This is a genomic window from Actinocorallia lasiicapitis, from assembly GCF_054778695.1.
In genome coordinates this window covers 1-15,428 of sequence record NZ_BAAGZI010000114.1, presented here as the reverse complement: position 1 = coordinate 15,428, position 15,428 = coordinate 1, and the positions used below count along the sequence as shown (strand labels likewise).

The window sequence follows — 15,428 nt, the reverse complement described above, 5'->3', positions numbered from 1 at the left end:
GACCTCGGCTCCGTCGAGCCCGGCAAGCTCGCCGATCTCGCGGTCTGGCGGCTCGACGGCCTCGGCCACGCCGGGATCGCCGACAAGGTCGTCGCGCTGGTGTTCGGTCCGCCCGCGCCACTGGCGTCGCTGCTGGTCGGCGGGCGGGAGGTCGTCGCCGAGGGGCGGCTGGCCAAGGCCGACGAACGCGCCCTCGCCCGGTCCCTCGCCGCCGCCTCCACCCGGCTGGCCGCCCGATGACGAACAGGAGCCTTCCGGTGCGGAACAGCACGGAAACCACGCATCTCGGGCTGGCCGCGACCATCGCGGACGGGGTCGGCGGATCACCGATCCGGCCCGACGGACGGCTGAAGGTGACCGGCGAGTTCGCCTTCTCGTCCGATCTGTGGGCCGACGACATGCTGTGGGGCGCGACCCTGCGCAGCCCGCACCCGCGCGCCCGGATCGTCAGCATCGACATCGGGCCCGCGCTGGCCATGGCCGGGGTGCACGCCGTCCTCACCCACGAGGACGTGCCCGGGGAGAAACGGTACGGGCTCGAGCACGCCGACCAGCCGGTGCTGGCGATGGACGAGGTCCGCTACCAGGGCGAACCCGTCGCGATCGTCGCGGCCGACCATCCCGAGATCGCCGCCAAGGCCGCCGAGGCGATCTTCGTGGCATACGAGGTGATGACGCCGATCACCGACCCCGAGACCGCGGTGCTGCCCGACGCCGAGCAGGTCCACCAGGGACGGCCGAACCTGCTGCGGGCCGTCCCGATCCGCAAGGGCGATCCCGAGGCCGTCGCGGACGTCGTGGTCAGCGGCATGTACGAGGTCGGGATGCAGGACCAGGCGTTCCTCGGCCCCGAATCGGGGCTGGCGGTGCCCGCCGAGGACGGCGGCGTCGACCTGTACATCGCCACCCAGTGGCTGCACGCCGACCTCGGCCAGACCGCCGCCTGCCTCGGGCTGCCGCCGGAGAAGGTGCGGATGACCCTGTCGGGGGTCGGCGGGGCGTTCGGCGGGCGCGAGGACGTGTCGATGCAGGTCCACGCGTGCCTGCTGGCGCTGCGGACCGGCCGTCCGGTGAAGATGGTGTACGGGCGCGAGGAGTCGTTCTTCGGGCATGTGCACCGGCATCCGGCGAAGCTCTGGTACGAGCACGGCGCCGCTTCGGACGGGCGGCTGGTCTATGTGAAGGCGCGGATCCTGCTGGACGGCGGGGCCTACGCGTCGTCGTCGGGGGCGGTCGTCGCGAACGCCGCGACCCTCGGGATCGGCCCGTACGACGTGCCGAACGTCGTCATGGACGGCGAGGTGATCTACTCCAACAACCCGCCGTGCGGGGCGATGCGCGGGTTCGGGGCCGTCCAGGCGTGCTTCGCCTACGAGGCGCAGATGGACAGGGTGGCGCAGGCGTGCGGGCTCGACCCCGTCGAGGTGCGGGTGCGCAACGCGCTGACCACGGGCGACACCATGCCGACGGGGCAGACCGTCGAGGGGCCCGCGCCCGTCGCCGAGCTGATGCGGATCGTCCGGGACGCCCCGCAGGCCGCCGCGGAGGCCGATTTCCTGCCGGGCGGCACCGCCAACACCTCCCACGGCGAGGGCGTCGTGCGGGGCGTCGGGTACGCGATCGGGATCAAGAACGTGTGCTTCTCCGAAGGGTTCGACGACTACTCGACGGCGCGGGTGCGGCTGGAGAACGTCGGCGGGCGGCCCGCCGCGCTGGTCCACACCGCGGCGGCGGAGGTCGGGCAGGGGCTGGTGACGGTGCTCGCGCAGATCGTCCGGACGGAGCTCGGGGTCGGGCAGGTGACGATCGCGCCGTCCGACACGCAGGTCGGGAGCGCGGGATCGTCGTCGGCGTCCCGGCAGACCTATATGACGGGCGGGGCGGTGCGGGCCGCGTGCCAGGCCGTCCGGGGGCGGCTGCTGGAACGGCTGCCCGCCGGGGCCCCGCAGCCCGCCGAACTCCTGCCCGAGGACGTGCTGATCGGGCTGCTCGGTGACGAGGCGGTCGACGAGACCGTCGAATGGCGGCACAAGCCGACCTTCCCGCTGGACGAGGTGACCGGGCAGGGCGACGCACACGTCCAGTACGCGTTCGCCGCGCACCGGGCCACGGTCGACGTGGACGTCGAGCTGGGGCTGGTGCGGGTCGTGGAGATCGTCACGGCGCAGGACGTGGGGAAGGCGATCAATCCGGGCGCGGTCGTCGGGCAGATCCACGGCGGCACCGCGCAGGGGCTGGGGCTGGCGCTGCTGGAGGAGATCCAGGTCACGGACGGCAAGGTGCGCAACCCGTCGTTCACCGACTACCTCCTGCCCACCATCATGGACATGCCACCCATGTCGGTGGAAGTCCTGGAACTGGCGGATCCGTATGCGCCGTACGGGCTGCGCGGGGTCGGCGAACCGCCGACGATCTCGTCCACCCCGGCGATCGTCGCGGCGATCCGGGCGGCGAGCGGCGCGGCCCTCACCCGGGTGCCGGTCCGCCCCGAACACATCGTCGGCCTCTGACATGCTCGAACCGGAGATCTACGCCGAGCTCGACGCGCTGCTGAAGCCCGAGGACGAGCTGCTGGCCGCGCGCTATCCCGGCGACCGTCCGGGCCGCCAGCCGCTGCACACCGTCTATGTGCCGGCCGACCGGGCCGCCGACGCGATCGTCGCGCAGTGGGGCGCCCAGGAGCTGGCCGCGCTGGAACGGCACGGCCCGCCCTACCCCGAGGAGCTGCACGGACGGGTCGCGGCGAAGCTCCGGTCCGAGCCGATCGAGGATCTCCGGCTCGACTTCGAGGACGGCTACGGCCACCGCGACGACGCCGTCGAGGACGCCGAGGCGCGCCGCGCCGCCGCGATCCTGCTGGGCCGGCCCGCGCCGTTCTTCGGCATCCGGATGAAATGCCTCGAAGCGCCGACCCGCCGCCGCGCCATCCGCACCCTCGACCTGCTGCTCGACGGCATGGGCGGGGTGCCCGACGGTTTCGTCGTCACCCTGCCGAAGGTCACCTCGGTGGGGCAGGTCGAGGCGATGGTCCGGCTCTGCCGCGCCCTCGACCCCGCGCTCCGGTTCGAGATCCAGATCGAGACCACCCAGTCGGTGCTCGGGGCCGACGGGACCGCCCTGGTCGCGCGGATGGTGCACGCCGCCGAAGGTCTCGCCACCGGGCTGCACTACGGGACCTACGACTACTCGGCGGCCTGCGGGATCTCCGCCCACCACCAGGCGATGGACCATCCGGTGGCCGATCACGCGAAGGCCGTCATGCAGGTGGCGGCGGCCGGGACGGGCGTCAGGCTGAGCGACGGGTCGACCAACATCCTGCCCGTTGGGGAGACCGCGCAGGTCAGAGCCGCTTGGGAGCTGCATCTGCGGCTGGTGCGGCGGTCGCTGGAACGCGGCTTCTACCAGGGCTGGGATCTGCACGCCCACCAGCTCCCCACCCGGTTCGCGGCGGCCTACGCCTTCTACCTGCGGGGCGCGCCGCAGGCGGCGGAGCGGCTCACGGCCTGGCTGGACCGGGCCGACAGCGGGTTCCTCGACGAACCGGCGACGGCCAGGGCCCTGGCCGGGTTCCTCCGGAGAGGTCTGGAATGCGGGGCGCTGGACGAGGCGCTGTACCGTCCGCTCGTGGAGAGGGTGTGAGGCGAGGAAATGGGCTATGACCTGGTGCTGAAGTCACGGCGGGTCCTCCTGCCGGACGGTGAGCGGCCCGCGGCCGTGGCCGTCGCGGCGGGACGGATCGCGGCCGTGCTGCCGTATGAGACCGACGGGACCGATCTCGGTGAGCTCGTCCTGCTGCCGGGGCTCGTCGACACGCATGTGCACGTCAACGAGCCGGGGCGGACCGCGTGGGAGGGGTTCGCCTCCGCGACCAGGGCCGCGGCCGCCGGCGGGGTGACGGCGCTCATCGACATGCCGTTGAACTCGCTGCCGCCGACCGTGGACGTCGCGGCGCTGGACGCGAAACGGAAGGCCGCCGACGGGCAGTGCCATGTGGACGTCGGGTTCTGGGGCGGCGCGATCCCCGGGAACCTCGCCGAGCTGAAACCGCTGCACGAGGCGGGGGTGTTCGGATTCAAGAGCTTCCTGATCGACTCAGGGGTGCCCGAGTTCCCGCCGCTGGACCCCGACGGTCTCGGGGCGGCGTTCGCTGAGCTCGACGCCCTGTTCGTCGTGCACGCCGAGGACCCGGCGCACATCACCTCGCCCGAGGCCGCGCCCACCTATCCGGAGTTCGTGGCGTCCCGGCCGCCCGTCGCGGAGGCGAGCGCGGTGGCGTCGGTGATCGCGCTGGCGCGGCGCACCGGGGCTCGGGCGCACATCCTGCATCTCGCGGCCGCCGACGCGCTGCCGCTGATCGCCGCCGCCCAGGCCGACGGCGTCAAGATCACCGCGGAGACGTGCCCGCACTACCTGACCCTGCTGGCCGAGGACGTCCCCGACGCCGCCACCGAGTACAAATGCTGCCCGCCGATCCGGGACAGATCCCATCAGGACGCCCTCTGGCAGGCGCTGCGCGACGGCGTCATCACCTGTGTGGTGTCGGACCACTCGCCGTGCACCCCCGACCTGAAATCAGGCGACTTCGCGTCGGCGTGGGGCGGGATCGCCTCCGTCCAGCTCGGGCTGCCGCTGGTCTGGTCGCAGGCGCGGCGGCGTGGGTTCGAGCTGTCCGACGTCGTCCGCTGGATGTCCGCGAACACCGCGGCGCTGGCCGGCGTGCCGGGCAAAGGCGCGATCGCGCCCGGGTTCGACGCCGACCTGGTCGCGTTCGCACCCGACGAGGAGTTCACCGTCGACGCGCGGACCCTGCACCACAAGAATCCGGTCACACCCCACCACGGACGCCGGCTGACCGGCGTCGTCCACACCACTTGGCTGCGCGGAGTCCCCACCGGTGACGTCCCGCGCGGCCGATTCCTGACCAGGGGAGCCCCCGATGACCGACTTTCTTGAGCTGACCGATCTGGCGTCGCGTGCGCTCGGCGGCGGCGTCGTCCTGGCCAACGACGAGTTCTTCGCCGAACGCGACAATCTGGTCACGCCGGAGCCGGCGGTGTTCAGCCCGCGGACCTTCGGGCTCAAAGGGCAGGTCTACGACGGGTGGGAGACACGCCGCCGCCGCAAGGCCGGGCACGACTTCGCGGTCGTCCGGCTCGGGGTGCCGGGGATCGTCGAGGGCGTCGTCGTCGACACGGCGTTCTTCACCGGGAACTTCCCGCCCGAGGCGTCCGTGGAAGGGTACCGGCTGCCCGGATACCCGTCGGCGAAACAGCTGAGGAAGGCCGACTGGTTTGCGCTGGTGGGCCGGTCGGCGCTGAAGGGCGACGCGGCGAACGCGTTCCCCGTCGCGTCGGAGCGGCTCGTCACCCACGTCCGGCTGCGGATCTTCCCGGATGGCGGGGTGGCGCGGCTGCGCGTCCACGGGATCCCGCTGCCCGATCCGGAGCTGCTGCCGGGCGTGCTCGATCTGGCCGCCGCCGAGCTGGGCGGCCGGGTCACCGACTGCAGCGACCGGTTCTACGGTTCACCGAACCAGCTTCTGCTGCCGGGGCTGGCCGGTTCGATGGGCGACGGCTGGGAGACCAAACGCCGCCGCGACGACGGCAACGACTGGGTGGAGATCGCGCTGGGCCTGGCCGGGGTTCCCGAGCTGGTCGAGCTGGACACGTCCTGGTTCAAGGGCAACGTGCCCGGCCGGGCCGCCCTCACGGCGGGCGACGGCACCGAACTGCTCGCGCCCGTCAAACTGCGGCCCGACACCCGCCACCGGTTCCGGCTGGCCACCGACCGTCCCGTCGACTCGGTCCGGCTGGACATCCACCCCGACGGCGGGATGGCCCGGCTCCGCCTCTACGGCACCCCCACCGGCCAGGCGCTCGCCGCGCTGAAGGCGCACTGGTCATGACGGTCGCCGGGCTCCTCCTCGCGGCCGGCGCCGGCCGCCGCTACGGCCTCCCCAAGGCCCTGGCCCGCGACGAGTCCGGCGAACCCTTCCTCGATCTCGCCGTCGGCGCACTCCGCGACGGCGGCTGCGCCCCCCTCCTCGTCGTCCTCGGCGCCCGTGCCGACGAGGTCCCCCACCCACCCGGCACCCTCACTCTCACCAACCCGTCCTGGCCCTCCGGCCTCTCCTCCTCCCTCACCCTCGGCCTCACCACCCTCCACACCCAAACCAAGAACACGCCCGCGATCCGCACGGAGCCCGGCCCGTCGCCGACCTCGGACGCACCGGCGGCCGACGCGGGGCCCGGCCGGTCAAAGGTCGGCCCCGTGGACGGCTTGGCGCGGAGCCCGGAGGGGCTGGGGGCCGACGTGGACGGGGTGGAGGCCGTTGTGGTGTTGCTGGTGGACACGCCGGGGATCGGGGCGGCGGCGGTGCGGCGGATGAGGGAAGGGGCGGGGGGCGGGACGTTGCGGGTGGCGACCTATGCGGGGGTGCCGGGGCATCCGGTGGTGCTCGGGCGGGAGCACTGGGCGGGGGTGCTCGCGAGCGTCAGCGGGGATGAGGGGGCGCGGGGGTATATGCGGGCGCACGGGGCCGAGCGGGTGGCGTGCGAGGACATCGCCGACGGGCGGGACAGGGACGTGCGCGATGCGTGACGTCATCGAAGAGCTGTACGCGTGGTGGGAGGCCGGAGAGACCGTCGGGGTCGCGACCGTGGTCGGGACGTGGCGGTCGGCGCCGCGGACGGCCGGGGCGGCGATGGTCGTCGGGCCGCACGGCGAGGCCATCGGCAGTGTGTCCGGGGGCTGTGTGGAGGGAGCCGTCTACGAGACGGCGATGGAGGTCGCGGGCGACCCGCTGCTGCCGCCCGTGCTGGAGCGGTACGGGATCTCCGACGACGACGCCCTCGCCGTGGGCCTGACCTGCGGTGGAATGATCGACGTGTTCGTGGAGCGGGTGGACCGGGCGACCTTCCCCGAGCTGGGCGAGATCGTCCGGGCCGTCCGCGACGGGGTGCCCGTCGCGACCGTCACCTGTGTGGGGCCGCCGGGATCCGACCGGTTCGGACGGCGGATGGTCGTGTGGAACGACCGGACGTCCGGGACGCTCGGCACCGCCCGGCTCGACGAGGCCGTCACCGACGCCGTCCGCGGCCTGCTGGCGGCGGGCCGGACCGGCGCCCTGCACTACGGCCCCGACGGGGAGCGGCGCGGCGCCGAACTCGCCCTCGCCGTGGTCTCCTACGCGCCGCCACCCCGCATGATCGTCTTCGGGGCGATCGACTTCGCGGCCGCGCTGGCCAGGACCGGCTCGTTCCTCGGCTTCGACGTCACCGTCTGCGACGCCCGCCCCGTGTTCGCGACGCCGCGCCGCTTCCCCGCCGCCGACCGCGTCGTCGTCGAATGGCCGCACCGCTATCTGACGGCCGAGGCCGACGCGGGCCGGATCGACGAGCGGACCGTCCTGTGCGTCCTCACCCACGACCCGAAGTTCGACGTCCCGCTGCTGGAGGTGGCGCTCGGCCTGGACGTCGCCTATGTGGGGGCGATGGGTTCGCGCCGCACCCACGACGACCGTGCCGCCCGGCTCCGCGAGGCGGGCGTGCCGACGGCCGCGCTGGACCGGCTCCGCTCCCCCATCGGCCTCGACCTGGGGGCCCGCACCCCGGAGGAGACCGCGATCAGCATCGCCGCCGAGATCGTCGCGTCCCGCTGGTCGGGTGACGGCACCCCGCTCCGCCTGGCCTCCGGCCCCATCCACCACGACGGCTGACCGGCCGGGGAGCCCTGTGCAACGCGGGCCCGTCCCGCTACCGTCCTTCGGTCATGCGCCGTTTCTGGGTTCTCGCCCTCCTGATCCCGCTCGCCGCGTGTTCGTCCGGGACGGAGAAGATGCCCGCCGATGCGCCTTTCACGCCCAGCTCCCGGCCACACGCTTCCGGAGCCGTCTGGAAGCTGCCCCAAGCGCCGGTGGAGAGCCGGATCGGGCATGTCGCCGTCTGGTCGGGCCGGGAAATGATCGTCTGGGGCGGGATCGGCGACGGGGACCGTGACCGGAACGTCCGCGGGGAGGAATGGGTCTACGGGCGTCCGCTGGTCGACGGCGCGGCCTACGATCCCGCCACCGAGACCTGGCGGAAGATCGCCACGGGACCGCTGACCGCGCGGACGGGGGCCGTGGCCGTCATGACGGCCACCACGGTGTTCGTGTGGGGCGGCCAGACCCCGGCCGGGCGGGGACCGGCCCTGTCCGACGGCGCGGAGTACGACCCCGTCGGGGACTCGTGGAAGCCGCTGCCACCCGCTCCCGTCGCACTGCGCAGCGGCCCGGCGGTCGTCTGGACGGGCACCGAGGTGCTGCTGTGGGGAGGGCTGGGCGGCCATGACGACTGGCAGGAGGACGGCGCGGCCTACGCTCCGGCCACCCGCACCTGGCGGAAGCTCAGCGCCGCACCGCTGCGTTTCGACTACGAGGCCCAGACGGTCTGGACGGGCCGCGAGATGATCGCGATCGCCGACGATCCCGGCCACACGGCCGCCGCGTTCGACCCGGCGGCGAACACCTGGCGCAGGCTGCCCGCCCTCGGCAAGGGATACCAGGGCTTCGGCCATCGCGATCCCGTCTGGATCTCGGACCGTGTCGTCTCCCAGTCCCGCATCCCCGAGGAGTACCCGTCCCGCTCCCTCGATCCCACCACCGCGCGCTGGACCGACCTCGCCGTGCCCGACCGACCGAAGAACTCGTCCCTCGAAGGCATGTCGTTCGCCACCCCGAAAGGCATCCTGACCTGGAACGGCTCCCAGCCCGCCGTGCTCTACACCCCGTCCCCCGCCGCCTGGAGGCAGATCGCCGTGCCGGACCGGCTCCCCTACCGGGAACGGGCCTCCCTCGTCTGGACGGGCACCGACCTGATCGTCTTCGGCGGCGACACCTGCGGCCCCGCCGCCCGCTGCGTCGCGCTTCGCACGGCCCACGACGCCCTCTCCCTGCGCCCATGACCGGTCGACGGACGCGGTGCAACGCCCGGAGGACCTGGCGGCGTCTTTCGGTCATGCGCCGTTTCTGGGTTCTCGCCCTCCTGATCCCGCTGGCAGCCTGTTCGTCCGGGGCAAAGCCCAGCAAAGCGCCTTCCGGTTCGCCTGCTGCGTCGAGCGCGTCGCCGCGTCCGGCGGGGTCGATGTGGAAGCTGCCCCAGGCGCCTGTGGGGAGCCGGGAGGGGCATGTCGCGGTCTGGACGGGCAAGGAGATGGTCGTCTGGGGCGGGATGGGGGACGGCGACGAGTGGAAGAAGCGCACCAGGGAGGGCGTGTACGCCCATCCGCTGGTGGACGGAGCGGCCTATGATCCCGCCACCGAGGCCTGGCGGAAGATCGCCACGGGACCGCTGACCGCGCGGACGGGGGCCGTGGCCGTCATGACGGCCACCACGATGTTCGTGTGGGGCGGCCAGAGCGCGGCCGGGCGGGGCTCCAACCTCACGGACGGCGCCGAGTACGACCCCGTCCACGACTCCTGGACGCCGCTGCCTCCCGCACCGACCGGGAAACGCAACTCCGTCACGGCCGTCTGGACGGGCACCGAGGTGCTCCTGTGGGGCGGGTACGGCGACCGGTCGCGGTGGGCCAAGGACGGAGTCGCCTACGACCCGGCCGCCCGCACCTGGCGGAAGATCGCCGCCGGACCGTTCTCCGATATCCACGAAGCCGAAGCCGTCTGGACGGGCCGCGAGCTCGTCGCCATCGGTGCGGGCGGGAAGCCGAGCGCCGCCGTCTACACACCGGCCACCGACACGTGGCGGAAGATCCCCACTGCCGGGACCGGGAGATACGGTTCCGCCAAAGCCGTCTGGATCGACGGCCGGGTCGTCGCCCGGACGTTCACTCCGCACGTCCAAGCCCCCTACGCCCTCGACCCCGCCACCGACCGCTGGTCCAGACTGCCCAGCCCGAAGATCCCGAAGAACTCCTGGGCGGCCGGCCCCTCCCACGCCACCCCCCAGGGCATCCTGAGCTGGGACGGCACCAACCCGGCGACCCGCTACACGCCGCTCACCGGCGACTGGAGGGTCATCCCCGTCCCCCAGCACCTCCCCTGGCGCGAACGGGGCACCGTCATCTGGACCGGCACCGACCTCATCGCCTTCGGCGGCAACACCTGCGGCCCCCTCGCCCGCTGCATCAGCCTCCGCACCGCCCACGACGCCCTCGCCCTCCGCCCATGAACCCCCCGCCCCCTCCCCCCGCCTCTTCCACATCCCGCCTCCACGACCCATCACGCCCGACGCCCCTGCAACGTCTGATCACATCCCTCAGACGGTCCGCACTCACCGACCCCTCCGCGCCCCACCTTCGCGACCCGTCGCGCCTGATCCCCGTACAACTTCGTATCGCAACCCTGAGACAGTCCGTGCTCGCCGGGGTCTGCGCCGCCCGTTTTCTCGGTCCGTTGCCTGTGGTCTCTGTGAAGCGGCCGGCCGTTGGGCGGATGCGGGGTGGGTCGGCTGTGACGTGGCTGGTCGTGGGGTTGTCGGTGGTGGGGATGGTCGGCGGGTGCTCTGGTGAGACATCCGTGCCGGTGGTTCGCGGGCCGTCGCCGGTGGTGGCCGAGGCGGAGGTGCGGGTTCGGGAGATCGCGCGGGCGCCGATCGCGGGGCGCCTGGGGAACGTCGCCGTGTGGACGGGGCGGGAGATGGTGGTCTGGGGTGGTTTCAGTGGGCCGCGGAAGCTGGAGGTCGACGGGGCCGCCTACGATCCGGCGCTCGATCGGTGGCGGACGCTGCCGGGGGCGCCGCTGGCCGCGCGGATCCAGACCTCCGCGGTGTGGACGGGGCGGACGCTGTTCGTGTGGGGCGGCATCGGGATCGGCGGCCGTCCGGCGTTCGCGGACGGGGCGGAGCTCGACCCCGCCGCCGGAACCTGGACGATGCTGCCAGCATCGCCGCTCAGCGGGCGCCGGGGAGCGGCCGCCGTCTGGACGGGGCGCGAGGTCGTGCTCTGGGGCGGGCTTCCGCAGCGGGGCGGCCCGGCTGCGGGAGCGGGAGCGGCCTACGATCCGCTGTCCCGCACCTGGCGTCGTCTTCCGGATTTCCCCATCGCCGGGGCGTTGCCGCGCCACGCGGTGTGGACGGGCGGCGAGCTGATCGCGACGGCCGAGCGTCGTGGGAAGGTCCTCGCCGCGTCCTACGATCCGGTCCGGAACGTCTGGCGGCGGCTTCCCGATCCGCCGGTTTCGGCCTTCGGGCACACCTCGGCGGTCTGGGCGGACGGCCGCGCCGTCCTGTTCCCCGACACCCATCTGCCCGATCGGCGCACCTCCGCCGATCCGCCGCCCGGCGCGGCGTACGCTCCGGCGACCGGGACGTGGCGGCCGGTGGCGTTCCCGAGGAGCATCCCCCCGATGAGTCCGGCGCTGGCGACCGGGAAGGGCGTCGTCGTGTGGAGCGGCTACACGATCGCGGCCGTCTACCGGCCGTCGCAGAACCGCTGGGAGAAGGTGGAAGTGCCGCCCGTCGAGGGTTACCGGGAGCAGGCGGCCGCCGTCCGGACGGGCAGCGAGGTGATCCTCTGGGGTGGCGACACCTGCCCGCCCACCGCGGACTGCCTGGCCGTTCGTCCACAGGAGCGCGGAGTGGCTTTGCGGGTCTGGTGATAGGAAGAAGGCATGACTTATGTGGCCGCTGAGCAGCGTTACGACGGAATGACCTATCGCAGGGCCGGTGCGTCCGGGGTGCTGCTGCCGGTCGTCTCGCTCGGGCTGTGGCACAACTTCGGCGACACCCAGCCCCTCGACGTCCAGCGGGCCGTGCTGCGCCGCGCGTTCGACCGGGGCGTCACGCATTTCGATCTCGCCAACAACTACGGGCCGCCGTACGGGAGCGCCGAGGCGAACTTCGGGCATCTGTACGCCCAGGATTTCCGCCCTTACCGGGACGAGATGTTCATCGCGTCGAAGGCCGGCTACGACATGTGGCCGGGCCCGTACGGCGACGGCGGTTCGCGCAAATATCTGCTGTCCAGCCTCGACCAGTCGCTGAAGCGGATGAACCTCGACCATGTCGACGTGTTCTACTCCCATCGCTACGACCCCGACACCCCGCTCGAGGAGACGATCGGTGCGCTCGCTTCGGCCGTCCGGCAGGGCAAGGCGCTGTACGCGGCGATCTCCAACTATCCGGACGCGCAGCACCGGCACGCCGTCGAGCTGGGGCGTGAGCTGGGCGTCCCGATCATCTTGAACCAGTCGCCGTACTCGATCCTGGACAGGCGGGTCGAGTCGACGGTCATGGACGCCGTCGGCGACACCGGCACCAGCCTGATCGCCTACTCGCCGCTCGCGCAGGGCCTGCTCACGGACCGGTATCTGACAGGCGAGGTGCCGTCGGGGTCGCGGATGTCAGTGGGGCATTTCCTGAAGGAGTCGGCGCTGACGGGTGAGAAGCTGGCCGTCCTGCGGTCGTTGAACGAGATCGCGGCGGGTCGCGGCCAGTCCCTCGCGCAGCTCGCGCTGTCGTGGGTGCTGCGCGACGAACGCGTCGTCTCGGTGATCGTCGGGGCGAGCAGTGTCGCCCAGCTCGACCAGAACCTGGCCGCGCTGGACGCGGGGCCGCTCTCCGACGACGACCTCAAACGGATCGACGAACTCACTACAGCGGGGTGATCGACACGCGGGTGTCGTGGTAGACGGCGCCGCCCGCGATGTCGGCGTCCCGCTCGGCGACCAGGGCGTTGGCGTTGGCGCCGCCGGACAGCTTCGCCCAGTGGCCCTTGGTGCAGGCCGCGACGCCCGGCCGCACCTCCTCGGTGACGACGGCGACGGCGTCGAACACGCCCCGGTCGTTGCCGAGCCGGACCGCGGCTCCGTCGGTGATCCCGTGCTGCGCGGCGTCCTTCGGGTGGATCATCACCCGGGGCCCGCCCGACCTGCGCCGCAGCTCGGGGTTGCCGCCGAAGACCGTGTTGAGGAACTGGTGGGACGCCGCCGAGATCAGCGCGAACGGGTGCCGCGCGGCCAGTTCGGGGTCGAGCACCTCGCGCGGCGGAACGTACCCGGCGACGGCGTCCTGCTTGTTGGCCTTTGCGAACGCCGACCGGAACTCCAGCTTCCCCGACGGGGTCGGGAACCTGTCGGCGTACGGCAGGAACGGTTTCGGGACGTCGAGCCGCAGGAAGCCGCGGGCGCGCAGCTCGTCCAGGGTGATCCCGGGGACCTTGCGGAGCGCCTGTTCCGCCAGTTCCAGATCGGTTTCGAACAGGGCGGGCTCGGTCAGCCCGAGCGCGTGGGCGAGCCGGCGGAACGTCTCGGACGTCGACAGGCACTCCCCCGGCGGGGCGACGGCCGGTTCGTTCCACGCCAGGTACAGGTGGCCGTAGCCGGCGTTCAAGTCCCTGTGTTCGTGCTGCATGGTGGCGGGCAGCACGATGTCGGCGTAGTCGACGGTGTCGGTGGGGAACTGTTCGAGGACGACCGTGAACAGGTCCTCGCGTTCCAGCCCGCGCCGGATCTTGTTCTGGTCGGGGGCGCTGGCCACGGGGTTCGCGGCGATCACGAACAGCGCTTCGACCTTGGGGTCGGCTTCCAAGAGCCCTTCGCCGACGCGGGTCATCGACAGGGCGCGCGTCCTGCCCTTGCGGAGGTCGTTGCGGACGAGCGCCGCGACGTCCACCGGCATGTGGCCGGTCGTCGAGTAGGACAGGCCGCCGCCGGGCAGCGCCCAGTCGCCGGTCACGCCGGGGATGCAGGCGAGGGTCCGCAGGGCGTTGCCGCCGCCGGCGTGCCGCTGCATCCCCTGGGTGGCGCGGATCGCGGTCGGCCGGGTGCGGGCGATCCGGCGGCCCAGGGCGACGATCTGTTCCTCGGGCAGGCCGCAGAGCTCGGCGGCGCGGGCGGGCGGGAACTCCGCGATCCGTTCCCGGAACGCCGCCCAGCCGACGGTGTGGTCGCGCAGGAACTCCTCGTCCTGGCCGCCCTCGGCGAGGATCACGTGCAGGAGCGCGAGGGCGAGGGCGGCGTCGGTGCCGGGGAGCGGCGCGAGATGCTCGTCGGCCTGGGCGGCCGTGCGGGTGCGGACGGGGTCGATGGCGACGACGTGCGCGCCGTTCTTCCGGGCGTCCTGGACGAACTTCCAGAAGTGGTGGCCGCTGGTCAGCGGGTTGGTGCCCCAGAGGATCACCAGCCGGGAGAGCGCGAAATCCTCGGGATCCATGCCCGCCGACGAGCCGATCGTGTAGGCGAGCCCCTGGCTGCCGGCGATCGAGCAGATCGTGAACCGGTGCCGTGACGCGCCCAGCACGTTGAACAGCCGCTGCCCCGCCAGCCCTTCCGCGCCCTGCAGGTAGCCGAGGGTGCCGGTGCCCCAGTACGGCCAGATCGCCTCGCCGGGGATCTCCTTGAGCTTGGCGGCGATCTCGGCGAGCGCCTCGTCCCAGGTGATCCGCTCGAACCTCCCCTCGCCCTTGCGGCCGGTCCGGCGCAGTGGGTACAGGATCCGGTCGGGCGAGGCGGCCTGCTCCAGCCACCTGTTGACCTTCACACAGAGCGCTCCGCGCGTGTACGGGTGGTCGGGATTGCCGCGCAGCCCCGTCGCCACCCCGTCCTCGACGGTCACGATCCACGAACACCCGTCCGGGCAGTCCAGCGGACACGCTCCGAGCACCTTCACACCGGTCATGGCCCCAATCTACGTTCGTCCGGCGACCGCGACGATTTCCACTTCGAGCATGAGGCCGTCCCGGAAGAGGCGGCCGACCTCGACGGTGGTGCTGGCCGGGGGCGTCCCAGGGAAGTAGCGTCTGCGAACTTCGCCGTATTCAGGGAGTTTGTCCATGTCCGTCACGAAGGTTCGGATGTGGGTGACGTGGTCGAGAGTGAGGCCCTGATCGGCGAGGATCTTCGCGACGTTCGCCATGACGGCCTCGGACTGGCGGAGCATGTCCCCAGGGGCGATCACCCGGTCGGCGTCGTCCAGGGCGACCTGGCCGGAGACGAACAGGAAGCCGCCGGCGAGCGTCGCATGGCTGTAGTAGCCGTTCGTGGCGGGGACGGTCGGTGGGTTGATCTTCTCTACGGGTTCCCGGCCGCCCGGCAGAGCGAGGACGGCGGAGAGGTCGGCGTCGGCGAAGCCCGCGCGTGCGGCGTCGGTGAGGCGGGCTCGGGCGGCGCCGGCGAGGGTCTGGACGGGGCTCGGGTCGAGGGCGAGATCCTTGGCGGCCAGGCCGAGGGCATAGCGGGTGGGCTGCGGGGCGTCCAGGGCCGGTCGGAGCCGGTCGGTGAGCGCACCCAGCGGGGTGACGGCCAGCGCGTCGAGCAGTGCCTCGCGGTCGACGCCCCGTTCGGCGCCGTAGGCGAGGGTCTCGGCGAGCCGCACCTGCGCGGGGACGATCGCGCTCATCACGACCTGCTTGAGCGCCGCGCCCGCGCCGCCCACCTGACCCCCACAACCATCGCCTACACCCCCGCCGCCCCCACCCTCTTCGCCCACCTCGAT

12 protein-coding genes and 1 pseudogene are annotated in these 15,428 nt (G+C 72.8%); 11 read left to right on the top strand and 2 right to left on the bottom strand.

Features of this window, described 5'->3' with window-relative positions:
- The 11 genes and pseudogenes from ACYVE7_RS15320 to ACYVE7_RS15270 form a co-directional block, all read left to right on the top strand.
- Nucleotides 1-240, top strand: a pseudogene (locus tag ACYVE7_RS15320) (8-oxoguanine deaminase); the annotation flags it as partial.
- The gene (pucD, locus tag ACYVE7_RS15315; protein ID WP_460365358.1) at nt 237-2,510 is read left to right on the top strand and encodes a xanthine dehydrogenase subunit D; all 2,274 of its coding nucleotides are present in this window, start codon (nt 237-239) and stop codon (nt 2,508-2,510) included. The pseudogene ACYVE7_RS15320 and the gene pucD, both read left to right, overlap by 4 nt.
- Before the next feature lies 1 nt (nt 2,511).
- Entirely contained in the window at nt 2,512-3,639 is a 1,128-nt protein-coding gene (locus ACYVE7_RS15310) for a DUF6986 family protein (RefSeq protein ID WP_460365357.1), read from the top strand.
- Between the two features lie 9 nt (nt 3,640-3,648).
- Entirely contained in the window at nt 3,649-4,953 is a 1,305-nt protein-coding gene (gene allB / locus ACYVE7_RS15305; RefSeq protein WP_460365356.1) for an allantoinase AllB, read from the top strand.
- Nucleotides 4,937-5,905 carry an allantoicase gene (gene alc, locus ACYVE7_RS15300; RefSeq protein WP_460365355.1) on the top strand — a complete coding sequence of 323 codons (969 nt, stop codon included), beginning with the start codon at nt 4,937-4,939 and terminating at the stop codon, nt 5,903-5,905. The genes allB and alc overlap by 17 nt, the downstream gene beginning before the upstream one ends.
- Nucleotides 5,902-6,600: a nucleotidyltransferase family protein gene (locus ACYVE7_RS15295; protein ID WP_460365354.1), complete on the top strand. Its 699-nt coding sequence runs from the start codon at nt 5,902-5,904 to the stop codon at nt 6,598-6,600. Before alc ends, ACYVE7_RS15295 begins: the two co-directional genes overlap by 4 nt.
- The gene (locus ACYVE7_RS15290) at nt 6,593-7,717 is read left to right on the top strand and encodes an XdhC family protein (protein ID WP_460365353.1); all 1,125 of its coding nucleotides are present in this window, start codon (nt 6,593-6,595) and stop codon (nt 7,715-7,717) included. The genes ACYVE7_RS15295 and ACYVE7_RS15290 overlap by 8 nt, the downstream gene beginning before the upstream one ends.
- Before the next feature lie 53 nt (nt 7,718-7,770).
- Nucleotides 7,771-8,943 carry a Kelch repeat-containing protein gene (locus ACYVE7_RS15285; protein ID WP_460365352.1) on the top strand — a complete coding sequence of 391 codons (1,173 nt, stop codon included), beginning with the start codon at nt 7,771-7,773 and terminating at the stop codon, nt 8,941-8,943.
- A 203-nt stretch (nt 8,944-9,146) separates the two neighbouring features.
- A complete protein-coding gene (locus ACYVE7_RS15280; RefSeq protein ID WP_460365351.1) occupies nt 9,147-10,166 on the top strand; it encodes a Kelch repeat-containing protein in 1,020 nt (339 codons plus the stop codon).
- A gap of 347 nt (nt 10,167-10,513) precedes the next feature.
- Nucleotides 10,514-11,593 carry a Kelch repeat-containing protein gene (locus ACYVE7_RS15275; RefSeq protein ID WP_460365350.1) on the top strand — a complete coding sequence of 360 codons (1,080 nt, stop codon included), beginning with the start codon at nt 10,514-10,516 and terminating at the stop codon, nt 11,591-11,593.
- A gap of 12 nt (nt 11,594-11,605) precedes the next feature.
- A complete protein-coding gene (locus ACYVE7_RS15270) occupies nt 11,606-12,601 on the top strand; it encodes an aldo/keto reductase (RefSeq protein ID WP_460365349.1) in 996 nt (331 codons plus the stop codon).
- On the opposite strand, the gene ACYVE7_RS15265 is transcribed toward ACYVE7_RS15270, so the two are convergent.
- Nucleotides 12,588-14,612 carry a molybdopterin-containing oxidoreductase family protein gene (locus ACYVE7_RS15265; RefSeq protein WP_460365348.1) on the bottom strand — a complete coding sequence of 675 codons (2,025 nt, stop codon included), beginning with the start codon at nt 14,610-14,612 and terminating at the stop codon, nt 12,588-12,590. The genes ACYVE7_RS15270 and ACYVE7_RS15265 overlap by 14 nt on opposite strands.
- A gap of 9 nt (nt 14,613-14,621) precedes the next feature.
- The coding region (locus tag ACYVE7_RS15260) for a RidA family protein (protein WP_460365347.1) at nt 14,622-15,428 on the bottom strand (807 nt) is incomplete at its 5' end.

Bases quoted from the DNA above. Each gene is read 5' to 3' on its own strand.
- alc (WP_460365355.1), top strand. From the start codon at position 4,937: ATGACCGACTTTCTTGAGCTGACCGATCTGGCGTCGCGTGCGCTCGGC.
- ACYVE7_RS15290 (WP_460365353.1), top strand. From the start codon at position 6,593: ATGCGTGACGTCATCGAAGAGCTGTACGCGTGGTGGGAGGCCGGAGAG.
- ACYVE7_RS15295 (WP_460365354.1), top strand. From the start codon at position 5,902: ATGACGGTCGCCGGGCTCCTCCTCGCGGCCGGCGCCGGCCGCCGCTAC.
- ACYVE7_RS15270 (WP_460365349.1), top strand. From the start codon at position 11,606: ATGACTTATGTGGCCGCTGAGCAGCGTTACGACGGAATGACCTATCGC.
- pucD (WP_460365358.1), top strand. From the start codon at position 237: ATGACGAACAGGAGCCTTCCGGTGCGGAACAGCACGGAAACCACGCAT.
- ACYVE7_RS15310 (WP_460365357.1), top strand. From the start codon at position 2,512: ATGCTCGAACCGGAGATCTACGCCGAGCTCGACGCGCTGCTGAAGCCC.
- ACYVE7_RS15265 (WP_460365348.1), bottom strand. From the start codon at position 14,612: ATGACCGGTGTGAAGGTGCTCGGAGCGTGTCCGCTGGACTGCCCGGAC.
- allB (WP_460365356.1), top strand. From the start codon at position 3,649: ATGGGCTATGACCTGGTGCTGAAGTCACGGCGGGTCCTCCTGCCGGAC.
- ACYVE7_RS15285 (WP_460365352.1), top strand. From the start codon at position 7,771: ATGCGCCGTTTCTGGGTTCTCGCCCTCCTGATCCCGCTCGCCGCGTGT.